Annotated in this window: 12 protein-coding genes and 1 tRNA gene; 9 read left to right on the plus strand and 4 right to left on the minus strand. The window is 64.0% G+C overall.

All coding sequences use genetic code 11. From position 1 onward, the window contains the following. The first annotated feature begins 15 nt into the window (after window positions 1–15). Complete coding sequence (locus EN859_RS22225) at window positions 16–1,149, plus strand: site-specific DNA-methyltransferase (RefSeq protein WP_127854939.1); 1,134 nt, start codon at window positions 16–18, stop codon at window positions 1,147–1,149. Here EN859_RS22225 and EN859_RS22230 read toward each other — a convergent pair whose 3' ends face one another. After that, a complete protein-coding gene (locus EN859_RS22230; protein WP_127854938.1) occupies window positions 1,150–1,773 on the minus strand; it encodes an HAD family phosphatase in 624 nt (207 codons plus the stop codon). Between the two features lie 12 nt (window positions 1,774–1,785). Then, the gene (mutY, locus tag EN859_RS22235; protein WP_127854937.1) at window positions 1,786–2,952 is read right to left on the minus strand and encodes an A/G-specific adenine glycosylase; all 1,167 of its coding nucleotides are present in this window, start codon (window positions 2,950–2,952) and stop codon (window positions 1,786–1,788) included. Window positions 2,953–3,008: 56 nt separating this feature from the next. Between mutY and EN859_RS22240 the strand changes: the two genes are divergently transcribed. From EN859_RS22240 to EN859_RS22255, 4 genes are all read left to right on the plus strand, one after another. Beyond that, on the plus strand, window positions 3,009–3,509 hold the full coding sequence (locus tag EN859_RS22240) for a DUF721 domain-containing protein (RefSeq protein WP_127854936.1): 501 nt from the start codon (window positions 3,009–3,011) through the stop codon (window positions 3,507–3,509). Window positions 3,510–3,661: 152 nt separating this feature from the next. Next, window positions 3,662–4,393, plus strand: a complete 732-nt coding sequence (locus EN859_RS22245) for a DsbA family protein (protein WP_127854935.1) — start codon at window positions 3,662–3,664, stop codon at window positions 4,391–4,393. 117 nt (window positions 4,394–4,510) lie between these two features. After that, window positions 4,511–7,969 (plus strand): chromosome segregation protein SMC, encoded by a 3,459-nt coding sequence (gene smc, locus EN859_RS22250; protein ID WP_127854934.1) that lies wholly within the window; start codon window positions 4,511–4,513, stop codon window positions 7,967–7,969. 108 nt (window positions 7,970–8,077) lie between these two features. Then, complete coding sequence (locus EN859_RS22255) at window positions 8,078–9,064, plus strand: NAD-dependent epimerase/dehydratase family protein (protein WP_127854933.1); 987 nt, start codon at window positions 8,078–8,080, stop codon at window positions 9,062–9,064. Window positions 9,065–9,180: 116 nt separating this feature from the next. On the opposite strand, the gene EN859_RS22260 is transcribed toward EN859_RS22255, so the two are convergent. After that, window positions 9,181–9,254: transfer RNA gene (locus tag EN859_RS22260), tRNA-Gln, on the minus strand. Between the two features lie 146 nt (window positions 9,255–9,400). Next, a complete protein-coding gene (locus EN859_RS22265; protein WP_127854932.1) occupies window positions 9,401–9,745 on the minus strand; it encodes a VOC family protein in 345 nt (114 codons plus the stop codon). Window positions 9,746–9,958: 213 nt separating this feature from the next. Between EN859_RS22265 and ppdK the strand changes: the two genes are divergently transcribed. From ppdK to EN859_RS22285, 4 genes are all read left to right on the plus strand, one after another. Then, the gene (gene ppdK, locus EN859_RS22270; RefSeq protein WP_127854931.1) at window positions 9,959–12,673 is read left to right on the plus strand and encodes a pyruvate, phosphate dikinase; all 2,715 of its coding nucleotides are present in this window, start codon (window positions 9,959–9,961) and stop codon (window positions 12,671–12,673) included. Window positions 12,674–12,951: 278 nt separating this feature from the next. Beyond that, window positions 12,952–14,055: a glycosyltransferase family 9 protein gene (locus EN859_RS22275; RefSeq protein WP_127854930.1), complete on the plus strand. Its 1,104-nt coding sequence runs from the start codon at window positions 12,952–12,954 to the stop codon at window positions 14,053–14,055. A gap of 132 nt (window positions 14,056–14,187) precedes the next feature. Then, complete coding sequence (locus EN859_RS22280; RefSeq protein ID WP_127854929.1) at window positions 14,188–14,928, plus strand: polysaccharide deacetylase family protein; 741 nt, start codon at window positions 14,188–14,190, stop codon at window positions 14,926–14,928. A gap of 154 nt (window positions 14,929–15,082) precedes the next feature. After that, a complete protein-coding gene (locus EN859_RS22285) occupies window positions 15,083–15,829 on the plus strand; it encodes an SDR family oxidoreductase (protein WP_127854928.1) in 747 nt (248 codons plus the stop codon). Window position 15,830: the final 1 nt, after the last annotated feature.

Raw genomic sequence — 15,830 nt, forward strand, 5'->3', positions numbered from 1 at the left:
GCCTTGGGTGTAACAATGTCTGCCGTGCGTCTTCTCGACGAGCTTTCCCACGCTCCCCAGCAATCCGAGTGGCTGGATACGATCCTGAAGGGCGACTGCGTTGCCGCGCTCGACCGGCTGCCGGAAAAGTCCATCGACGTGATCTTTGCCGACCCGCCCTACAATCTGCAGCTCGACGGCGACCTGCACCGGCCGGACCAGTCCAAGGTCGACGCTGTCGATGACGACTGGGACCAGTTCGAGAGTTTCGAGGCCTACGACGCCTTCACCCGCGCCTGGCTGCTGGCGGCGCGGCGGGTGCTGAAGCCAAACGGCACCATCTGGGTCATCGGTTCCTATCACAACATCTTCAGGGTCGGCGCCAAGATGCAGGATCTCGGCTACTGGATCCTCAACGACGTTGTCTGGCGTAAGACCAACCCGATGCCGAATTTTCGCGGCCGCCGCTTCCAGAACGCCCATGAGACGATGATCTGGGCCTCGCGCGACCAGAAGGGCAAGGGTTACACCTTCAACTACGAGGCACTGAAGGCATCGAACGACGATATCCAGATGCGCTCCGATTGGCTGTTTCCGATCTGCACTGGTGGCGAGCGGCTGAAGAACGACAATGGCGACAAGCTGCATCCGACGCAGAAGCCGGAAGCACTGCTCGCCCGCGTCATGATGGCCTCGACCAGGCCCGGCGACATCGTGCTCGATCCCTTCTTCGGTTCCGGCACCACCGGCGCGGTGGCCAAGCGGCTCGGCCGCCACTTCGTTGGCATCGAGCGCGAGCAGGCCTATATCGACGCCGCCAATGAGCGTATCGATTCGGTCAAGCCGCTGGACGGCGCCGACCTGATAGTGCTTTCGGGCAAGCGCGCCGAGCCGCGCATCGCCTTTGTCAGCCTCATCGATACCGGGCTGATGGTGCCGGGCGCCACGCTTTATGACGCCAAGAAGCGCTGGGCGGCCAAGGTGCGCGCCGACGGCACACTGGCGATCGGCGACAGCGCCGGCTCGATCCACAAGATCGGCGCCGAAGTGCAGGGACTGGACGCCTGCAACGGCTGGACCTTCTGGCACTATGAGCGCAGCGGTGGCCTGACCCCGATCGATGAGCTTCGCCGTATCGCACGGCTCGGCATGGAGCGGGCAGGGGCCTGATCAGGCTTCAGACCACACCTTGATTCCCAGCCGATCGAGATCCGCCTCGAGCGTCTTGGCGCCGGTGAACAGCACGGCTTGCCAGCCGGCCGCTTTGGCACCGTCGACATTCTTCTGGCTATCGTCGATGAACAGCGAAGCCGCCGGATCGAGGCCAAACGACGCGACATGGTGGTCGTAGATTCTGTGATCCGGCTTGATCAGGCCGATCTCGGCGGACACGGTTATGCCGCGCGGACGATCAAGAAACGGAAAACGGCCGCGGGCTTCGCTGAACGTGTCGGCCGCCCAGTTGGTCAGCAGCGTCACGTCGTGGCCCGTGTCGATCAGGCGCTCCATCAGGGCAACGCTGTCATCATAGGCATGCGGTGCCATTTCGTGCCAATGGCGGCGGAAATTGCGAATGTTTTCAGCGTGATCGGGATGCGCCGCGATTGCCAGCGCCTCGGCCTCTTCCCAGGTCCGGCCGCGATCCTGCTCGATGTTCCAGTCATGCGTGCAGACATTGTCGAAGAACCACTTCCGCTCCTCGGCATCGGGAATGAGGCGGCTGAACGGAATGTCCGGGTCGTAGTGGATCAGCACCTTGCCGATGTCGAAAACGATGTGGCGGATTTCAGTCATTTTAGTCCTCATTCAATGCGGGTGCTGCTTCTTCATTGCGCCCGGTATCGCCGCTTCGATTACCTTTTTCATGACAGTCGGCAGCGCTTCCCCGGAAATTTCATGGACCAGCGACCAGAAATACCCCCTCGGCGCATCACCGTTGACATGGGCATGAAAGACGTCGAGTTCGAGCGCGAAATGGGTGAAGACGTGCGCGATCCGCCCGGCGCGCCGCCAGTCGCCCGCCATGGGCGCCGCGGCATCCGTGGTGGCGCCGTCGACACGCGCCGTCCAGCCGGTGGTCGGCACCTCGGTCATGCCGCCGAGCAGGCCTTTTTCCGAGCGCTTGCGCAAAAGAATGGCGCCGTCGCTCCTGACCGCCACAAAAGCAGCGCCGCGCCGCAATGGTTTCTCGCCCTTCGGCAGCCGGACTGGGAAACGCTCGGGATCGCCGGACGCTGTCGCGCTGCAATCCTCGCGCAGCGGGCACAGCATGCAGCGCGGCCGGCGCGGCGTGCAGATCGTCGCGCCGAGATCCATCATCGCCTGGGCGAAGTCGCCCGGCCTTGTCCTGGGAACCACGCGCCCGACCAGAGCGCGTATCTCGCCCTTGGCTTCGCTCAGCGGCGTGGCGACTGAAAACAGCCGTGAGACCACTCGCTCGACATTGCCGTCGACGACCGCGGCGCGCTGGTCGAAGGCGATCGCCGCGATCGCAGCCGCCGTGTAGGTGCCGATGCCCGGCAACTCTTTGAGGCCGGCTTCGGTCTCCGGAAACCTGCCGCCACCAAGTGCGACGAGATCGGCACAGGCCTTGAGATTGCGCGCGCGGGAATAGTAACCAAGCCCGGCCCAGGCCTTCATGACATCTTCGGTTGCTGCCGCAGCCAGCGCCTCGACCGTCGGCCATCTTTCGACAAAGGCGCGAAAATAGGCTTTTACCGCTTCGACTGTCGTCTGCTGCAGCATGACCTCGGAGAGCCAGACACGGTAGGGATCGGGTTTTCCGCCACCAGCCAGCACGCGCGGCGGCATGCGCCACGGCAGGTCGCGGTGATGTGCATCGTACCAGCCAAGCAGGCGGGACCTGATCTCGCCGCTACCGTTATCCCCGGATGCAGCTTTGCTGCTATCCCCGGATGCAGCTCTGCCACTGTCTGTGGATACGGCCTTGCGGGTCTGGTCGTGCAGTGCCATTGATCGAGGACTGGCCTTAATACGTTCGCGGTGACGGTGCTGACTGGAGAACGCACATGGCAGGGAAAAGGCCCTTCGGCAATCCCGTTCCGGTGAGCGATCTCGCAACAGAGATCCTCGATCCGGTGCTGCGCAAGCGAGCCGGGATTTCGATCGGGCTCGTCCAATCGTGGGAAGAGATTGCCGGACCTCGGCTCGCCAGCCACTCGCGCCCTGAAAAGATCCAGTGGCCGCGCCGCATGCATGAGGATGACCCGTTCGAGCCGGCGGTGCTGGTCATCGCCTGTGAAGGCATGGCTGCGCTGCATTTGCAGCACGAGACCGGCGAGATCATCAACCGGGTCAACGCCTTCCTCGGTTTCACCGCCATCGGCCGCATCAGGATCGTGCAGAAGCCGGTGACGAGCGACAAAGGACGGGCCAAACCAAGCTTCAGGCCACTAACCGCGGCCGAGAAGGCAAAACTGTCTGATACCGTCGGGCAGATCGAGGATGAGGGCTTGCGCGCCTCGCTGGAGCGGCTCGGTGCCAGCATTCTTGGCGAAAGGAAGCGGTAATCCTGGTGAAATGGCCGCGCTGATCTCGCGCTTTCGTGATAGCGCCCCTAAATTTGGCGATTGGAATGGGGACGGCAATGCCTTAATTCGCGCCAACTCTCGCCTTTTCTAGCCTTTGCGTTGCAAAATCCAACCATTGTCAGGTGATTCGTATGATCCGTTCGTTGTCTCGCAGAAACCTCCTGTCTTCGCTGGCCGCCATTCCGGCGGTGGCTCTGCTCGCTGCATGCAGCGACTCGGGCGAGGAAGCCAAGGCGGCGAATACAAAGCCGGCGGATACGAAGCCTGCGGCTCCCGCCGATCCTGCGAAGCCGGCCAAGCCGGCCCCCGAGGCACAAGGCACGGTGGATATGGCGGAATTGTTGAAGCCGGGCGCATTGCCCGACAAGCAGCTCGGCAAGGACGACGCCAAGGTCACCATCGTCGAGTATGCCTCGATGACCTGCCCGCATTGTGCACATTTCGCCGCAACTACCTTCCCGGAGCTGAAGACCAAATATATCGACACCGGCAAGGCCCGTTACATCCTGCGCGAATTTCCGTTCGACCCCAGCGCCGAGGCCGGTTTCATGCTGGCGCGCTGCGCCAAGGACAATTACTTCCCGATGGTCGACGTGCTGTTCAAGCAGCAGGCGAACTGGGTCGGCGTCGCAAATACCAAGGATGCGCTGCTACAAATCTCCAAGCTTGCCGGTTTTACACAGGAGTCCTTCGAGGCCTGCTTGACGGACCAGAAACTTCTGGACGATGTGAGATCGGTCCAGAAGCGTGGCGCCGATGAATTCAAGGTCGACTCGACGCCAACTTTCTTCATCAATGGAAAGACCTACAAAGGGGCGATGTCGATTGAGGAAATGTCGGCCATCATCGACCCTCTGCTCTGACGCTCCAGCAGCGCCGAAGCGGCTGCGCTTCGGCGTACGTGCCCGTTTGTCTTGCCGCGGGTTCTTATCGCAAAACCGCGGAACACTTTTGCCGAACCCGCTTGTGGGGTGGCGCGAATGAAGTTCTCGCGCCTTCGCCTGCTCGGTTTCAAGTCCTTCGTCGAACCCGGTGAGTTCGTCATCGAGCGCGGTCTGACCGGCATCGTCGGGCCGAACGGCTGCGGCAAGTCGAACCTGGTCGAGGCGCTGCGCTGGGTTATGGGCGAAAGCTCGTACAAGAACATGCGTGCGTCCGGCATGGACGACGTGATCTTTTCCGGCTCAGGAACGCGTCCGGCCCGCAACACCGCCGAAGTGACACTTTTCCTCGACAACAGCGACCGCTCCGCGCCCGCCGCCTTCAACGACGCCGACGAGTTGCAGGTCTCGCGCCGCATCGAGCGCGAGGCCGGCTCGCTCTACCGCATCAATGGCAAGGAGGCCCGCGCCAAGGACGTGCAGCTGCTTTTCGCCGACCAGTCGACCGGCGCGCGCTCGCCATCGATGGTCGGGCAGGGGCGCATCGGCGAGCTGATCCAGGCAAAGCCGCAGGCCCGACGTGCGCTTTTGGAAGAAGCGGCCGGCATTTCGGGCCTGCACACGCGCCGCCATGAAGCCGAATTGCGCCTCAAGGCTGCCGAACAGAATCTCGAACGGCTGGACGACGTCGTCGGCGAGTTGGAAAGCCAGATCGAAAGCCTGAGGCGCCAGGCGCGCCAGGCGTCGCGCTTCAAGAACCTGTCGGCAGATATCCGCAAGGCCGAAGCGACGCTGCTGCATCTGCGCTGGACGCTGGCCAAGACGCAGGAAGGCGAAGCGCGCTCGGCGCTGGCGGTTGCCACGGCACTAGTCGGCGACCGCGCCGCGGCCCAGATGGCTGCCGCCAGGGAGCAAGGCATCGGCGCCCACCGGCTGCCGGACCTGCGCGACGCGGAAGCCGCCGCCGCCGCCGCTTTCCAGCGCCTGTCGATCGCCAAGGCGCAGATCGAGGAGGAAGCGGGCCGCGTCCGCGCCCGCCAGGCGGAACTTGACCGCCGGCTGCAGCAGCTCGACGGCGACATCGCCCGCGAGGAGCGCATGGTGCGCGACAATGCGGATATCCTCGAACGCCTTGCCGCCGAAGAAGCCGCGCTCAATGCTGAAAATGCCGGCGCCGCCGAGCGCGAAGCTGCCACCCGGGCGGCTTTCGAACAGGCAGCAGCGACGCTGGCCGCGAGCGAAGCCAAGCTGGCCGCGCTGACCGCCGAACGGGCGGAGGCGGCCGCCTCGCGCAACCAGATCGAACGGACGCTGCGCGATACCGCCGAGCGCCGCGACCGTTTCGCCCGCCAGCTTGCCGATGTCGACCGGGAATTGTCCGAGATTGCCTCCAGGGTTGCCGGCCTGCCCGACCCCGCCGAGAAGCGGCTTCTGGTCGAACAGGCGCAGGCGCTGCTTGAGGAGACCGAGGCCGCTGCGATTGCGGCTGAACAGGCGGTCGCCGAGGCGCGTGCGGCGGAAAGTGCCGCTCGCCCGCCGCTCCAGGACGCCAAGGCTGAGCTGGCGCGGATCGAAACCGAGGCTCGCACGCTGGCCAAGATCCTGAACGCGGCCAGTGGTGACCTCTTCCCGTCCGTCCTCGAGCAGATCAGCGTCGAGCGCGGCTATGAGACCGCACTCGGTGCCGCCCTTGGTGAAGACCTCGACGTGCCTCTCGACCGCAGCGCGCCGGTGCATTGGGGCCAGAGCGAAATCCAGCCCGGCGATGCCGCTTTGCCCGAAGGCATCAGAAGCCTTGCCAGCGTAGTACGTGCGCCGGCACAGCTCGCCCGCCGGCTGGCTCAGATCGGCATTGTCGAGAGCGCTGACGGAAGGCGGCTGCAAGCGCTGCTTTCGCCGGGACAACGGCTGGTCGGCCGCGAAGGGGCGCTCTGGCGCTGGGACGGCTTCACCGCCAGTGCCGACGCGCCGACCGCTGCGGCGCAGCGGCTGGCGCAGAAGAACCGGCTGGCCGAGCTCGATGCCGAGGCGGTGCATGCGACGCGGGTCCTGCGCGAAGCCGAAGAGGCACTTGCCCGTGCCGAACAAGCGCTTGCCCGGAGCAGCGAAGCTGAACGCAATGCCCGCCAGGCCGGGCGCGATGCTCAGCATGGGCTGGATGCCGCCCGCAACGCGCTGGCCGAAGCGGAAAAGGCAGGCGGCGAACTGGTAAGCCGGCGCGCCGCGCTCGACGAGGCGCGTGCGCGCATCGTCGACAGCCACGAGGAGACGGCGGCCGCCTTCGCCGAGGCGGAAATGCTGCTGCAAAACGCTCCCGACCTTGGTGATCTGCAATTGCAGCTCGAACAGTCGGCCGCCAATGTTGCCCGCGACCGCGCCACGCTTGCCGATGCACGTGCCGTTCACGACGGTCTGAAGCGGGAAGCCGAGGCGCGGACGCGCCGCCTCGAAGCCATCGGCGTCGAACGCCGCAACTGGCTGGAGCGCGCCGAAAACGCGTCGACGCAGATCGCCGCCCTTGGTGAGCGCAAGGCAGAGGCCGAGGCCGAGCGCGAAAGGCTTGCCGACGCACCCGACGAGATCGACGCCAAGCGGCGGGCGCTGCTGTCGCAGCTTGCCGAAGCGGAAAGCCTGCGCCAGGCGGCGGGCGACCGCCTGCAGGAGGCGGAGAACAGGCAGGCCGAGCTCGACAAGGCTGCGACCGCCGCGATCCAGTTTCTGGCCGAGGCGCGCGAATCGCGCGTCCGCGCCGAAGAGCGGCTGACGGCCGCCGACGAGCGGCGGCTGGAAGTCGAGGCGCGCATCCAGGAGACGTTGAACACGCCGCCGCATCTGGTCATCCGCCATACCGGACTTGAAGCCGACAGCCCGATGCCGGAGATGGCCGAGGTCGAGCGTCAGCTCGACCGTCTGAAGATCGAGCGCGAGCGGCTTGGCGCCGTCAACCTGCGCGCCGAGGAAGAACAGAAGGAACTGTCCGACCGGCTGGAGACCATTGTTTCCGAGCGCGAGGACATCATCGAGGCCATTCGCAAGCTGAGGCAGGCGATCCAGAGCCTGAACCGCGAGGGCCGCGAGCGACTGCTTTCCGCCTTCGACGTGGTCAACGGTCATTTCCAGCGGCTGTTTTCGCATCTGTTCGGCGGCGGCACCGCGGAACTGCAGCTGATCGAATCCGACGATCCGCTCGAAGCCGGACTGGAAATCCTTGCGCGCCCGCCCGGCAAGAAGCCGCAGACCATGACGCTGCTGTCCGGCGGCGAGCAGGCATTGACGGCGATGTCGCTGATCTTCGCCGTGTTCCTGACCAATCCGGCGCCGATCTGCGTGCTCGATGAGGTCGATGCACCGCTCGACGACCACAATGTCGAGCGTTTCTGCAATCTGATGGACGAAATGGCCGCCACCACCGAAACGCGCTTCGTCATCATCACCCACAACCCGATCACCATGGCGCGCATGAACCGGCTGTTCGGGGTGACCATGGCCGAGCAAGGCGTCAGCCAGCTGGTGTCGGTCGACCTGCAGGCGGCCGAGGCGATGCGCGAGGCAAGCTGAAGTCTCGCAAGGTGTGGCCGTTGGCTCGCATTTCGGCTATAGCACGACCTGAAACTGATCGGCTCTGGTTCCTTTCGACAGAGCCCGCTAAGCCTGTGGGGGGCCTCATTGCCTGTACTCGTCACCGGAGCTGCGGGGTTCATCGGCAGCCACGTTTGCCACCACCTCCTCGACAGGGGGGAGGCGGTTGTCGGCGTCGACAACATGAACGACTATTACGACCTGTCGCTTAAAAAAGGCCGGCTCGCCCGCCTTCAACCCCACAAGGATTTTTCATTTCACCAGATCGACATCGCTGAACAGGGTGCGCTCGCCGCCGCTCTGGCCGGGCAAGGCATAAGCAGGATTGTCCACCTCGCCGCGCAGGCGGGCGTACGCCATTCGCTCGACAATCCGCGCGTCTATGTCCGTTCCAATGTGGTGGGCCACCTCGAAGTGCTCGAATTCTGCCGCGCTGAGCCGGCGTTCGAGCATCTGGTCTATGCCTCGTCGAGCTCGGTCTATGGCGGCAACCGCAAAGTGCCGTTCAGCGAGACCGATCAGGTCGACAGGCCTGTTTCTCTCTACGCCGCGACCAAGAAAGCCGATGAATTGATGAGCCATACCTACGCCCATCTGTTCGGCATACCGCAGACAGGCTTGCGATTTTTCACCGTCTACGGTCCATGGGGCCGGCCCGACATGGCCTATTGGATCTTCACCAAGGCGATGCTTGAGGGCAAGCCGATCCGGGTGTTCAACAATGGCGAGATGTGGCGCGATTTCACCTACGTAGACGATGTGGTGAGGGCGGTCGTTGCCGTGCTCGACAAGCCGCCTGCGACCGAGGTTCCGCCCAGCAGGCTTTACAATGTCGGCAACAACCGGCCGGTGCGGCTCGGCGATTTCATCGACACTCTGGAGAAGCTGCTTGGCGTGAAAGCGATCCGCCACAGCGAGCCGATGCAGACCAGCGATGTCGAGCGGACCTATGCCGACATGACGGCGCTGGAGCGGGATTTCGGCTTCAAGCCGAGCGTTTCGACCGAAGATGGGCTGAAGAAATTCGTCGACTGGTACCGGTCGGAATGGTTGGCGGGATCGGGAAGAGGCTGACGACAAAAAAGCGGCTGGTCTTCAGCCGTCGAGCCGACCGGATCCCGGTACGGTCCGTAACCCATGTCTTCGACATGGACCGTTACCCATGTGTCCAGAATGGACCCATCAGCGCTTGGCTGGGGCGCCAGGATTCGAACCTGGGATGTCGGTACCAAAAACCGATGCCTTACCACTTGGCGACGCCCCAACAGCCGGAACGTGCCCGCTGCGCGCGGCCTTATAGGACGCGCCGACGGAAAGCTCAATGCCGAGATTGTGACTATGCGCGACTGATCCACTGGTCAGATACGCGTGTTGTCTGGGACTATCATCTCGATGCGAGGTTGTTTGCGTCTACTCTCCCCAGACCGCAAGCTCGTTGCCGGCCGGGTCGACGAAATGGAAGCGCCTGCCGCCGGGGAATGAAAAGATCGGCTTGACGATCGTGCCGCCGGCGCTCTCGACGGCGGCAAGGGTTTCTTCCAGATCCTCGGAATAAAGCACAGGGAGCGGCTTTGCGGGCGCTTCGCCGGCGTCGGCCTGAAAGCCGCCGTCAAGCCCTTCGGCAAAGGCCGAATAGGTCGGCCCGTAGTCTGTGAATGACCAGGAAAAGGCGGTGCTGTAGAAAGCCTTCAGCCTGTCCAGCGTTCCGCCGGTAGCCGGCATTTCCAGATAATCGAGTTTTCCGGTCAGTCTCATCGCTCTGCCTTACGTTCTTGTTATGTTCTATCCCCGAGATGCCTGGTCCACAAGTCTTTTTGCCATCGCTTTTTCTTAATCGATTGTAGAAGCCGCCCGGCTTTGCCGACGCCTTGCCTTTCGCAGTGCAGCATAATATCGCTCGGGTTAGGCTGGCGAGACCTTGGTTTCACCAATCTTTTCTTCCAATCTCCGACCAACTGGAGAGCAAGCATGATCAAATGGGTCTACACCTTCGGCGACGGTGCTGCGGAAGGCCGCGCCGGCGACAGGAACCTCTTGGGCGGCAAGGGAGCCAACCTGGCTGAGATGTGCAGCCTGGGCCTGCCGGTGCCGCCGGGCTTCACCATCACCACCGAAGTCTGCAACGCCTATTATGCCAACGGCCGCTCCTATCCGGCCTCGCTGGAAGCGGATGTCGTGGTCGCTCTCGACCATATCGGCAAGCTGACCGGGCGCCGTTTCGGCGACCCGTCGAGATTGCTGCTGGTGTCGGTGCGTTCAGGCGCCCGCGCGTCGATGCCCGGCATGATGGACACTGTGCTCAATCTCGGCCTGAACGACGAGACGGTCGAGGCGCTTGCGGCCGATTCAGGCGATGCCCGCTTTGCCTATGACAGCTACCGCCGTTTCATCCAGATGTATTCCGATGTCGTCATGGGCCTCGACCATGAGGTGTTCGAGGAAATCCTCGAGGACCAGAAGGCCGGGCTCGGCCATGAGCTCGACACCGAGCTGACGGCCATCGAGTGGCAGGGCGTGATCGCGCTCTACAAGGCAAAAGTCGAGGAGGAGCTCGGCAAGCCGTTCCCTCAGGATCCCCACGAGCAGCTCTGGGGCGCGATCGGCGCCGTGTTTTCGAGCTGGATGAACAATCGCGCCATCACCTATCGGCGCCTGCACGACATTCCTGAAAGCTGGGGCACGGCGGTCAATGTCCAGGCCATGGTCTTCGGCAATATGGGCGACACCTCGGCCACCGGCGTCGCCTTCACCCGCAATCCGTCGACCGGCGAAAAGCAGCTCTATGGCGAGTTCCTGGTGAACGCGCAGGGCGAGGACGTCGTCGCCGGCATCCGCACGCCGCAAAACATCACCGAGGCGGCGCGCATTGCCGCCGGTTCCGACAAGCCCTCGCTGCAGAAGCTGATGCCGGACGCGTTCCAGGCTTTCGTCACCATCTCCGACCGCCTGGAAACCCACTACCGCGACATGCAGGATCTCGAATTCACCATCGAGCGCGGCAAGTTGTGGATGCTGCAGACCAGGTCCGGCAAGCGCACCGCCAAGGCGGCGCTCAGGATCGCCGTCGAGATGGCGCGGGACAAGCTGATTTCGAAAGAAGAAGCCGTCGCCCGCATCGACCCCGCCTCGCTCGACCAGTTGCTGCATCCGACCATCGATCCGAAGGCAGCGCGCGACGTGATCGGCATCGGCCTGCCGGCCTCTCCCGGAGCAGCCACCGGCGAGATCGTCTTTTCCTCCAACGATGCCGAAGAGGCGAAGACGCAAGGGCGCAAGGCGATCCTCGTGCGCATCGAGACCAGCCCCGAAGACATCCACGGCATGCATGCGGCCGAAGGCATCCTGACGACGCGTGGCGGCATGACCAGCCATGCGGCGGTGGTGGCGCGCGGCATGGGCAAGCCTTGCGTGTCCGGAGCCGGCTCGCTGCGTGTCGACTACAAAGCCGGCACGCTGATGGCGATGGGATCGACGTTTCGTAAGGGCGACATCATTACCATCGATGGCGGCAACGGCCAGGTGCTGAAAGGTGCCGTGCCGATGCTGCAGCCGGAACTCTCGGGCGATTTCGCCGCCATCATGGAATGGGCCGATGCCGCGCGTCGCATGAAGGTGCGCACCAACGCCGAAACGCCGCTCGACGCGCGCATGGCCCGCTCCTTCGGCGCCGAAGGCATCGGGCTTTGCCGCACCGAGCACATGTTCTTCGACGGTGACCGCATCGTTGCGATGCGCGAGATGATCCTGGCCGACACCGAGAAGGACCGGCGCGCCGCTTTGGACAAGCTCTTGCCGATGCAGCGCTCCGATTTCCTCGAACTGTTCGAGATCATGGCCGGCCTGCCGGTGACGATCCGCCTGCTCGATCCGCCGCTGCACGAGTTCCTGCCCAAGACCGAGGAGGAGGTGGCCGAAGTCGCCGCCGCCATGAAGGTGTCGCCGGACAAGCTCAGGCAGCGCACCGAAGCACTGCATGAGTTCAACCCGATGCTCGGCCATCGCGGCTGCCGGCTCGCCATTTCCTATCCCGAAATCGCCGAAATGCAGGCGCGCGCCATTTTCGAGGCCGCCGTCGAGGCCGGCAGGAAAGCCGGTGCGCTGGTGGTTCCCGAGATCATGGTGCCGCTGGTCGGTCTGGTGAAGGAACTCGACTACGTCAAGGCGCGGATCGATGCCGTCGCTAAAAGCGTGATGAAGGAAACCGGCGTCAAGATCAATTATCTGACCGGCACCATGATCGAACTGCCGCGCGCCGCGATCCGCGCCCATGTCATCGCCGAGGCGGCCGAATTCTTCTCTTTCGGCACCAACGACCTGACCCAGACCACCTTCGGCATCTCACGTGACGATGCCGCCTCGTTCCTGGAGAGCTACCGGCAGAAGGGCATCATCGAACAGGATCCGTTCGTGTCGCTCGACATAGAGGGCGTCGGCGAACTGGTGCGGATAGCGGCCGAAAAGGGCAGGGCGACGCGGCCGGACATCAAGCTCGGCATTTGCGGCGAACACGGCGGCGATCCGGCATCGATCCGCTTTTGCGAAGAGGTTGGCCTCGACTACGTGTCGTGCTCGCCCTACCGCGTGCCGATCGCCAGGCTGGCTGCCGCGCAGGCGGCGGTGCAAGTTGCAAGGGCTGCGGCGCCACGCGTCCTGGCGATCGCAAGGGAGGCTGTAGCACTTTGATTTTGCGTTTGCCCGCGACCCTTCCGACCCGAAGGTTCGCGCGCAAAACCGATTCCGGTTTTCGCTGACGCGGACCCTCGGTTCGGGTCTTTGCGCGGTAGCGCGCAGATTTGACGATAGCTCGGCTTCGCAAAAGCCGGGAGCAACGAACGATCCCGTGTGAGTGCCGCCGCTCTGCGTTCACGCGCGAGTTCACGCGAACGTGCTTTGGCACCTCGCAATGTCGACACCGTCCCTTTCCAATTTGCGGCCGCCTCGCAACCCGCCCGATCGCCCAGATGTTGCAGATTTCGCCCGCCCAGTTGCGCTCTATCCTGATCCTTCAGATGAAATTCATCGGCGACATTGTTCTCGCCTCCACACTCGCGAAGAACCTGCAACTCGAATATCCCGGCGTCCGCATCGTGTTCCTCTGCGAGGCTCGTTTCGCCAGTTTCCTGACCGCTCACGGTATCGCCTCGGAGGTTGTCGCGTTCAGGCGTGCCCGCATGCGAGGCAGCCCGCTGGAGCGCGGCAGCGAGCTCTATATGATGGTGCGGACGCTGCGCCGGTTTCGTTTCGATCTGACGATCGACCTGACCGATTCAAAAACCTCGCGGATCATCGTCGGGTTCGTCAATGCCAAGACCCGGGTGGGCTATGATCCTCCCGAGAGGCCGTTGCGCCGGCTAGAGCGTCAGCCCGCCAATGTTCCGGCCAAGCCGTTTGGCTTCGGCGAACGGCACTATCTGTACCGCTATCTTTCGCCGCTCGAGGCGCTCGGCGTGGACCTGCGCGTCAGAGTGCCATCTATTCGGCCGCTGCCGCTTGAAACGGCGAGAGCACTGGCGTTGCTGGACAGGCACCATCTCAGGCGCAAGGCCTTCATCGCCGTGCATGCGGGCGCAAGCTTTCAGGGGAGGCGGTGGCAGCCGGAACGCTTTGCCGCCGTGGTCGACGAGATTTCACGGGAGTCCGGATTGGACTTCGTGCTTGTCGGCGGGCCCGATGAGCACAAGCCGGCCGAGCAGATCCTCGCCAGAGCCGCCTCGCCGGTCGTCGACCTCGTCGGGGCGTTGTCGCTCGAAACGCTGCTGGCGTTCCTGAGACAGGCGCGCCTGTTTCTCGGCAACGAGAGCGGCCCGATGCACATGGCTGCGGCCGCGGGATCTCCGGTTGTCGGGCTCTTCGGGCTGACCAGTCCAATCAATTGGGGGCCGGTGGGCGTACTCAGCGTTGCCCTGCAACCGTTCATGCCTTGCGAGTGCGTGGTAGGGAATCTGTGCCGGTGGCCGGACCCCAGCAAGGCTTGCTGGGTCTGGCGTCTGGCCGTCGAACCCGTCGTTGGCGCGGTGCGCGAAATCCTCTCCAGAACGGAAGTGGGCCTGGAGCACGCTCTCTGATCCGATCGTTTGGCCGAAGCAGAAGGCAAATTGTCGCGGTGAACGCTTTTCGCCTTCGCGCGGTCCCGATTTTCGCCTTGATGACGGCCTTGGGATGACGCGCTTTGACGTGCCGGACGGGGGAAATCAGATATGCGCCTGCTGCAAAAACATCTCTGCGCGATCGCGATGTCGCTATGGGCGGTCTCGGCAGGTCATGCCGCGCCGCTCGTCCAGCCGACGCTGCACATCAAGCCGGATGCAAGCGGCAGCGGCCGCGTTGCGCTGACGCTCGATGCCTGCGGCGGCAAGACCGACACAAGGATACTCTCGGCGCTGGTCGAAAACGGGATTCCCGCCACCATTTTTGTCACCGGCATCTGGCTGAAGCGCAACGCCGACGCCGTTGCCATCATGCTGGCGCATCCCGATTTGTTTGAGCTGGAAAACCATGGCGGCCGTCACGTCCCGGCCGTCGACACGCCGCAAAAGATCTATGGTATCCGCAGCGCCGGCAGCGCGGACGCCGTGCTGGCCGAGGTCGAGTCGGGTGCCGCCGCTCTTGCCGGGACCGGCGAGCCGGCGCCGAAATGGTTTCGCGGCGCGACCGCCGAGTACAGCCCGTCCGCCATCGCCATGATCCGCAAGCTTGGCTTCAAGGTCGCCGGCTTCTCGATAAACGGTGATGGCGGCTCATTGCTGGGCGCCAGGGAGACCGCCCGGCGCATTGCCGCCGCCAAGGACGGTGACGTCATCATCGCTCATATCAATCAGCCGACCCACGCGGCCGGCGAAGGCGTGGTGCAGGGGCTTCTGGCGCTCAAGCAGAAAGGCCTGACCTTCGTGCGCCTCGATGATGTCGATGATGTCGGCGACGACGGCACCACCGACTAGGCCGCCTCGCTGGGTGCCATTTCCAGGGGCATTGTCTTTCCTGCCTATCACCTGAGAAGATTTCTGACCCGCACCGATGATTTCCGCCCGCCTGCGTTGTCCTGATCAATAGGCGCGCCTGGATGGTCCAGCGGCCCGGATAGCGAGGTGGTCCATGGGATCGTTGCAAGGTCAGAATGTCGTCGTCGTCGGAGGCAGCCGTGGTGTCGGCCGCTCAATTGCAGAAGCTGCCCTCGGCGAGGGAGCGACTGTGCTCGCCGTCGCTCGCGGCGAACAGGCGCTGGCGGAATTTGCCTGGGAGACTTCGGGCATAAAGACGTTAGCGGTCGATGCAACTGTGGACTCCGCCCCCGATCAGGTCTTCGCCGCGCTGGAGCCGGACGTCCTGGTGATCTGCGCAGGCGCACTCCCGCCCGCCGCGCCCGTGCATGAACTGAGCTGGGAGGCGTTCTCGGCGAACTGGGAAACGGACGTCAAGGCGTCGTTCCTGTTTTGCAGGGCCGCGCTGCGACGTCCGCTCAAGCCGGGGAGCCGGATCGTTCTGATCTCCAGTGGCGCGGCCTTGAGCGGGGGGCCACCGTTTTGCGGCGGCTATGCCGGCGCAAAACGCATGCAGATGTTCCTGGCAGGCTACAGCCAGAAAGAATCGGATCGGCTTGGACTGGACCTGCGCTTCATGGACCTCGCGCCTATGCGCATCATGCCCGGCACCGGCGTGGGCAAGGCCGGCATCGATGGCTTTGAGAACTATGCAGGCATCCGGCCCGCGGACTTCATCGCGGCCATGACCGACATGCAAACGCCGGCCGATGTGGGAAGAGCGGTGGTCGCACTCGCCACCGGGAAATCACAAGGCAGTTCCTTCATGGTGAGCGGGAGCGGGCTTGCGCCGGCCGCCTGAG

This window comes from Mesorhizobium sp. M00.F.Ca.ET.216.01.1.1 (assembly GCF_004010325.2).
Classification (GTDB): Bacteria; Pseudomonadota; Alphaproteobacteria; order Rhizobiales; family Rhizobiaceae; genus Mesorhizobium.

Coding starts and splice junctions, on each gene's coding strand:
- EN859_RS22225 (WP_127854939.1), top strand. CDS start 16: ATGTCTGCCGTGCGTCTTCTCGACGAGCTTTCCCACGCTCCCCAGCAA.
- EN859_RS22230 (WP_127854938.1), bottom strand. CDS start 1,773: ATGACTGAAATCCGCCACATCGTTTTCGACATCGGCAAGGTGCTGATC.
- mutY (WP_127854937.1), bottom strand. CDS start 2,952: ATGGCACTGCACGACCAGACCCGCAAGGCCGTATCCACAGACAGTGGC.
- EN859_RS22240 (WP_127854936.1), top strand. CDS start 3,009: ATGGCAGGGAAAAGGCCCTTCGGCAATCCCGTTCCGGTGAGCGATCTC.
- EN859_RS22245 (WP_127854935.1), top strand. CDS start 3,662: ATGATCCGTTCGTTGTCTCGCAGAAACCTCCTGTCTTCGCTGGCCGCC.
- smc (WP_127854934.1), top strand. CDS start 4,511: ATGAAGTTCTCGCGCCTTCGCCTGCTCGGTTTCAAGTCCTTCGTCGAA.
- EN859_RS22265 (WP_127854932.1), bottom strand. CDS start 9,745: ATGAGACTGACCGGAAAACTCGATTATCTGGAAATGCCGGCTACCGGC.
- ppdK (WP_127854931.1), top strand. CDS start 9,959: ATGATCAAATGGGTCTACACCTTCGGCGACGGTGCTGCGGAAGGCCGC.
- EN859_RS22275 (WP_127854930.1), top strand. CDS start 12,952: ATGTTGCAGATTTCGCCCGCCCAGTTGCGCTCTATCCTGATCCTTCAG.
- EN859_RS22280 (WP_127854929.1), top strand. CDS start 14,188: ATGCGCCTGCTGCAAAAACATCTCTGCGCGATCGCGATGTCGCTATGG.
- EN859_RS22285 (WP_127854928.1), top strand. CDS start 15,083: ATGGGATCGTTGCAAGGTCAGAATGTCGTCGTCGTCGGAGGCAGCCGT.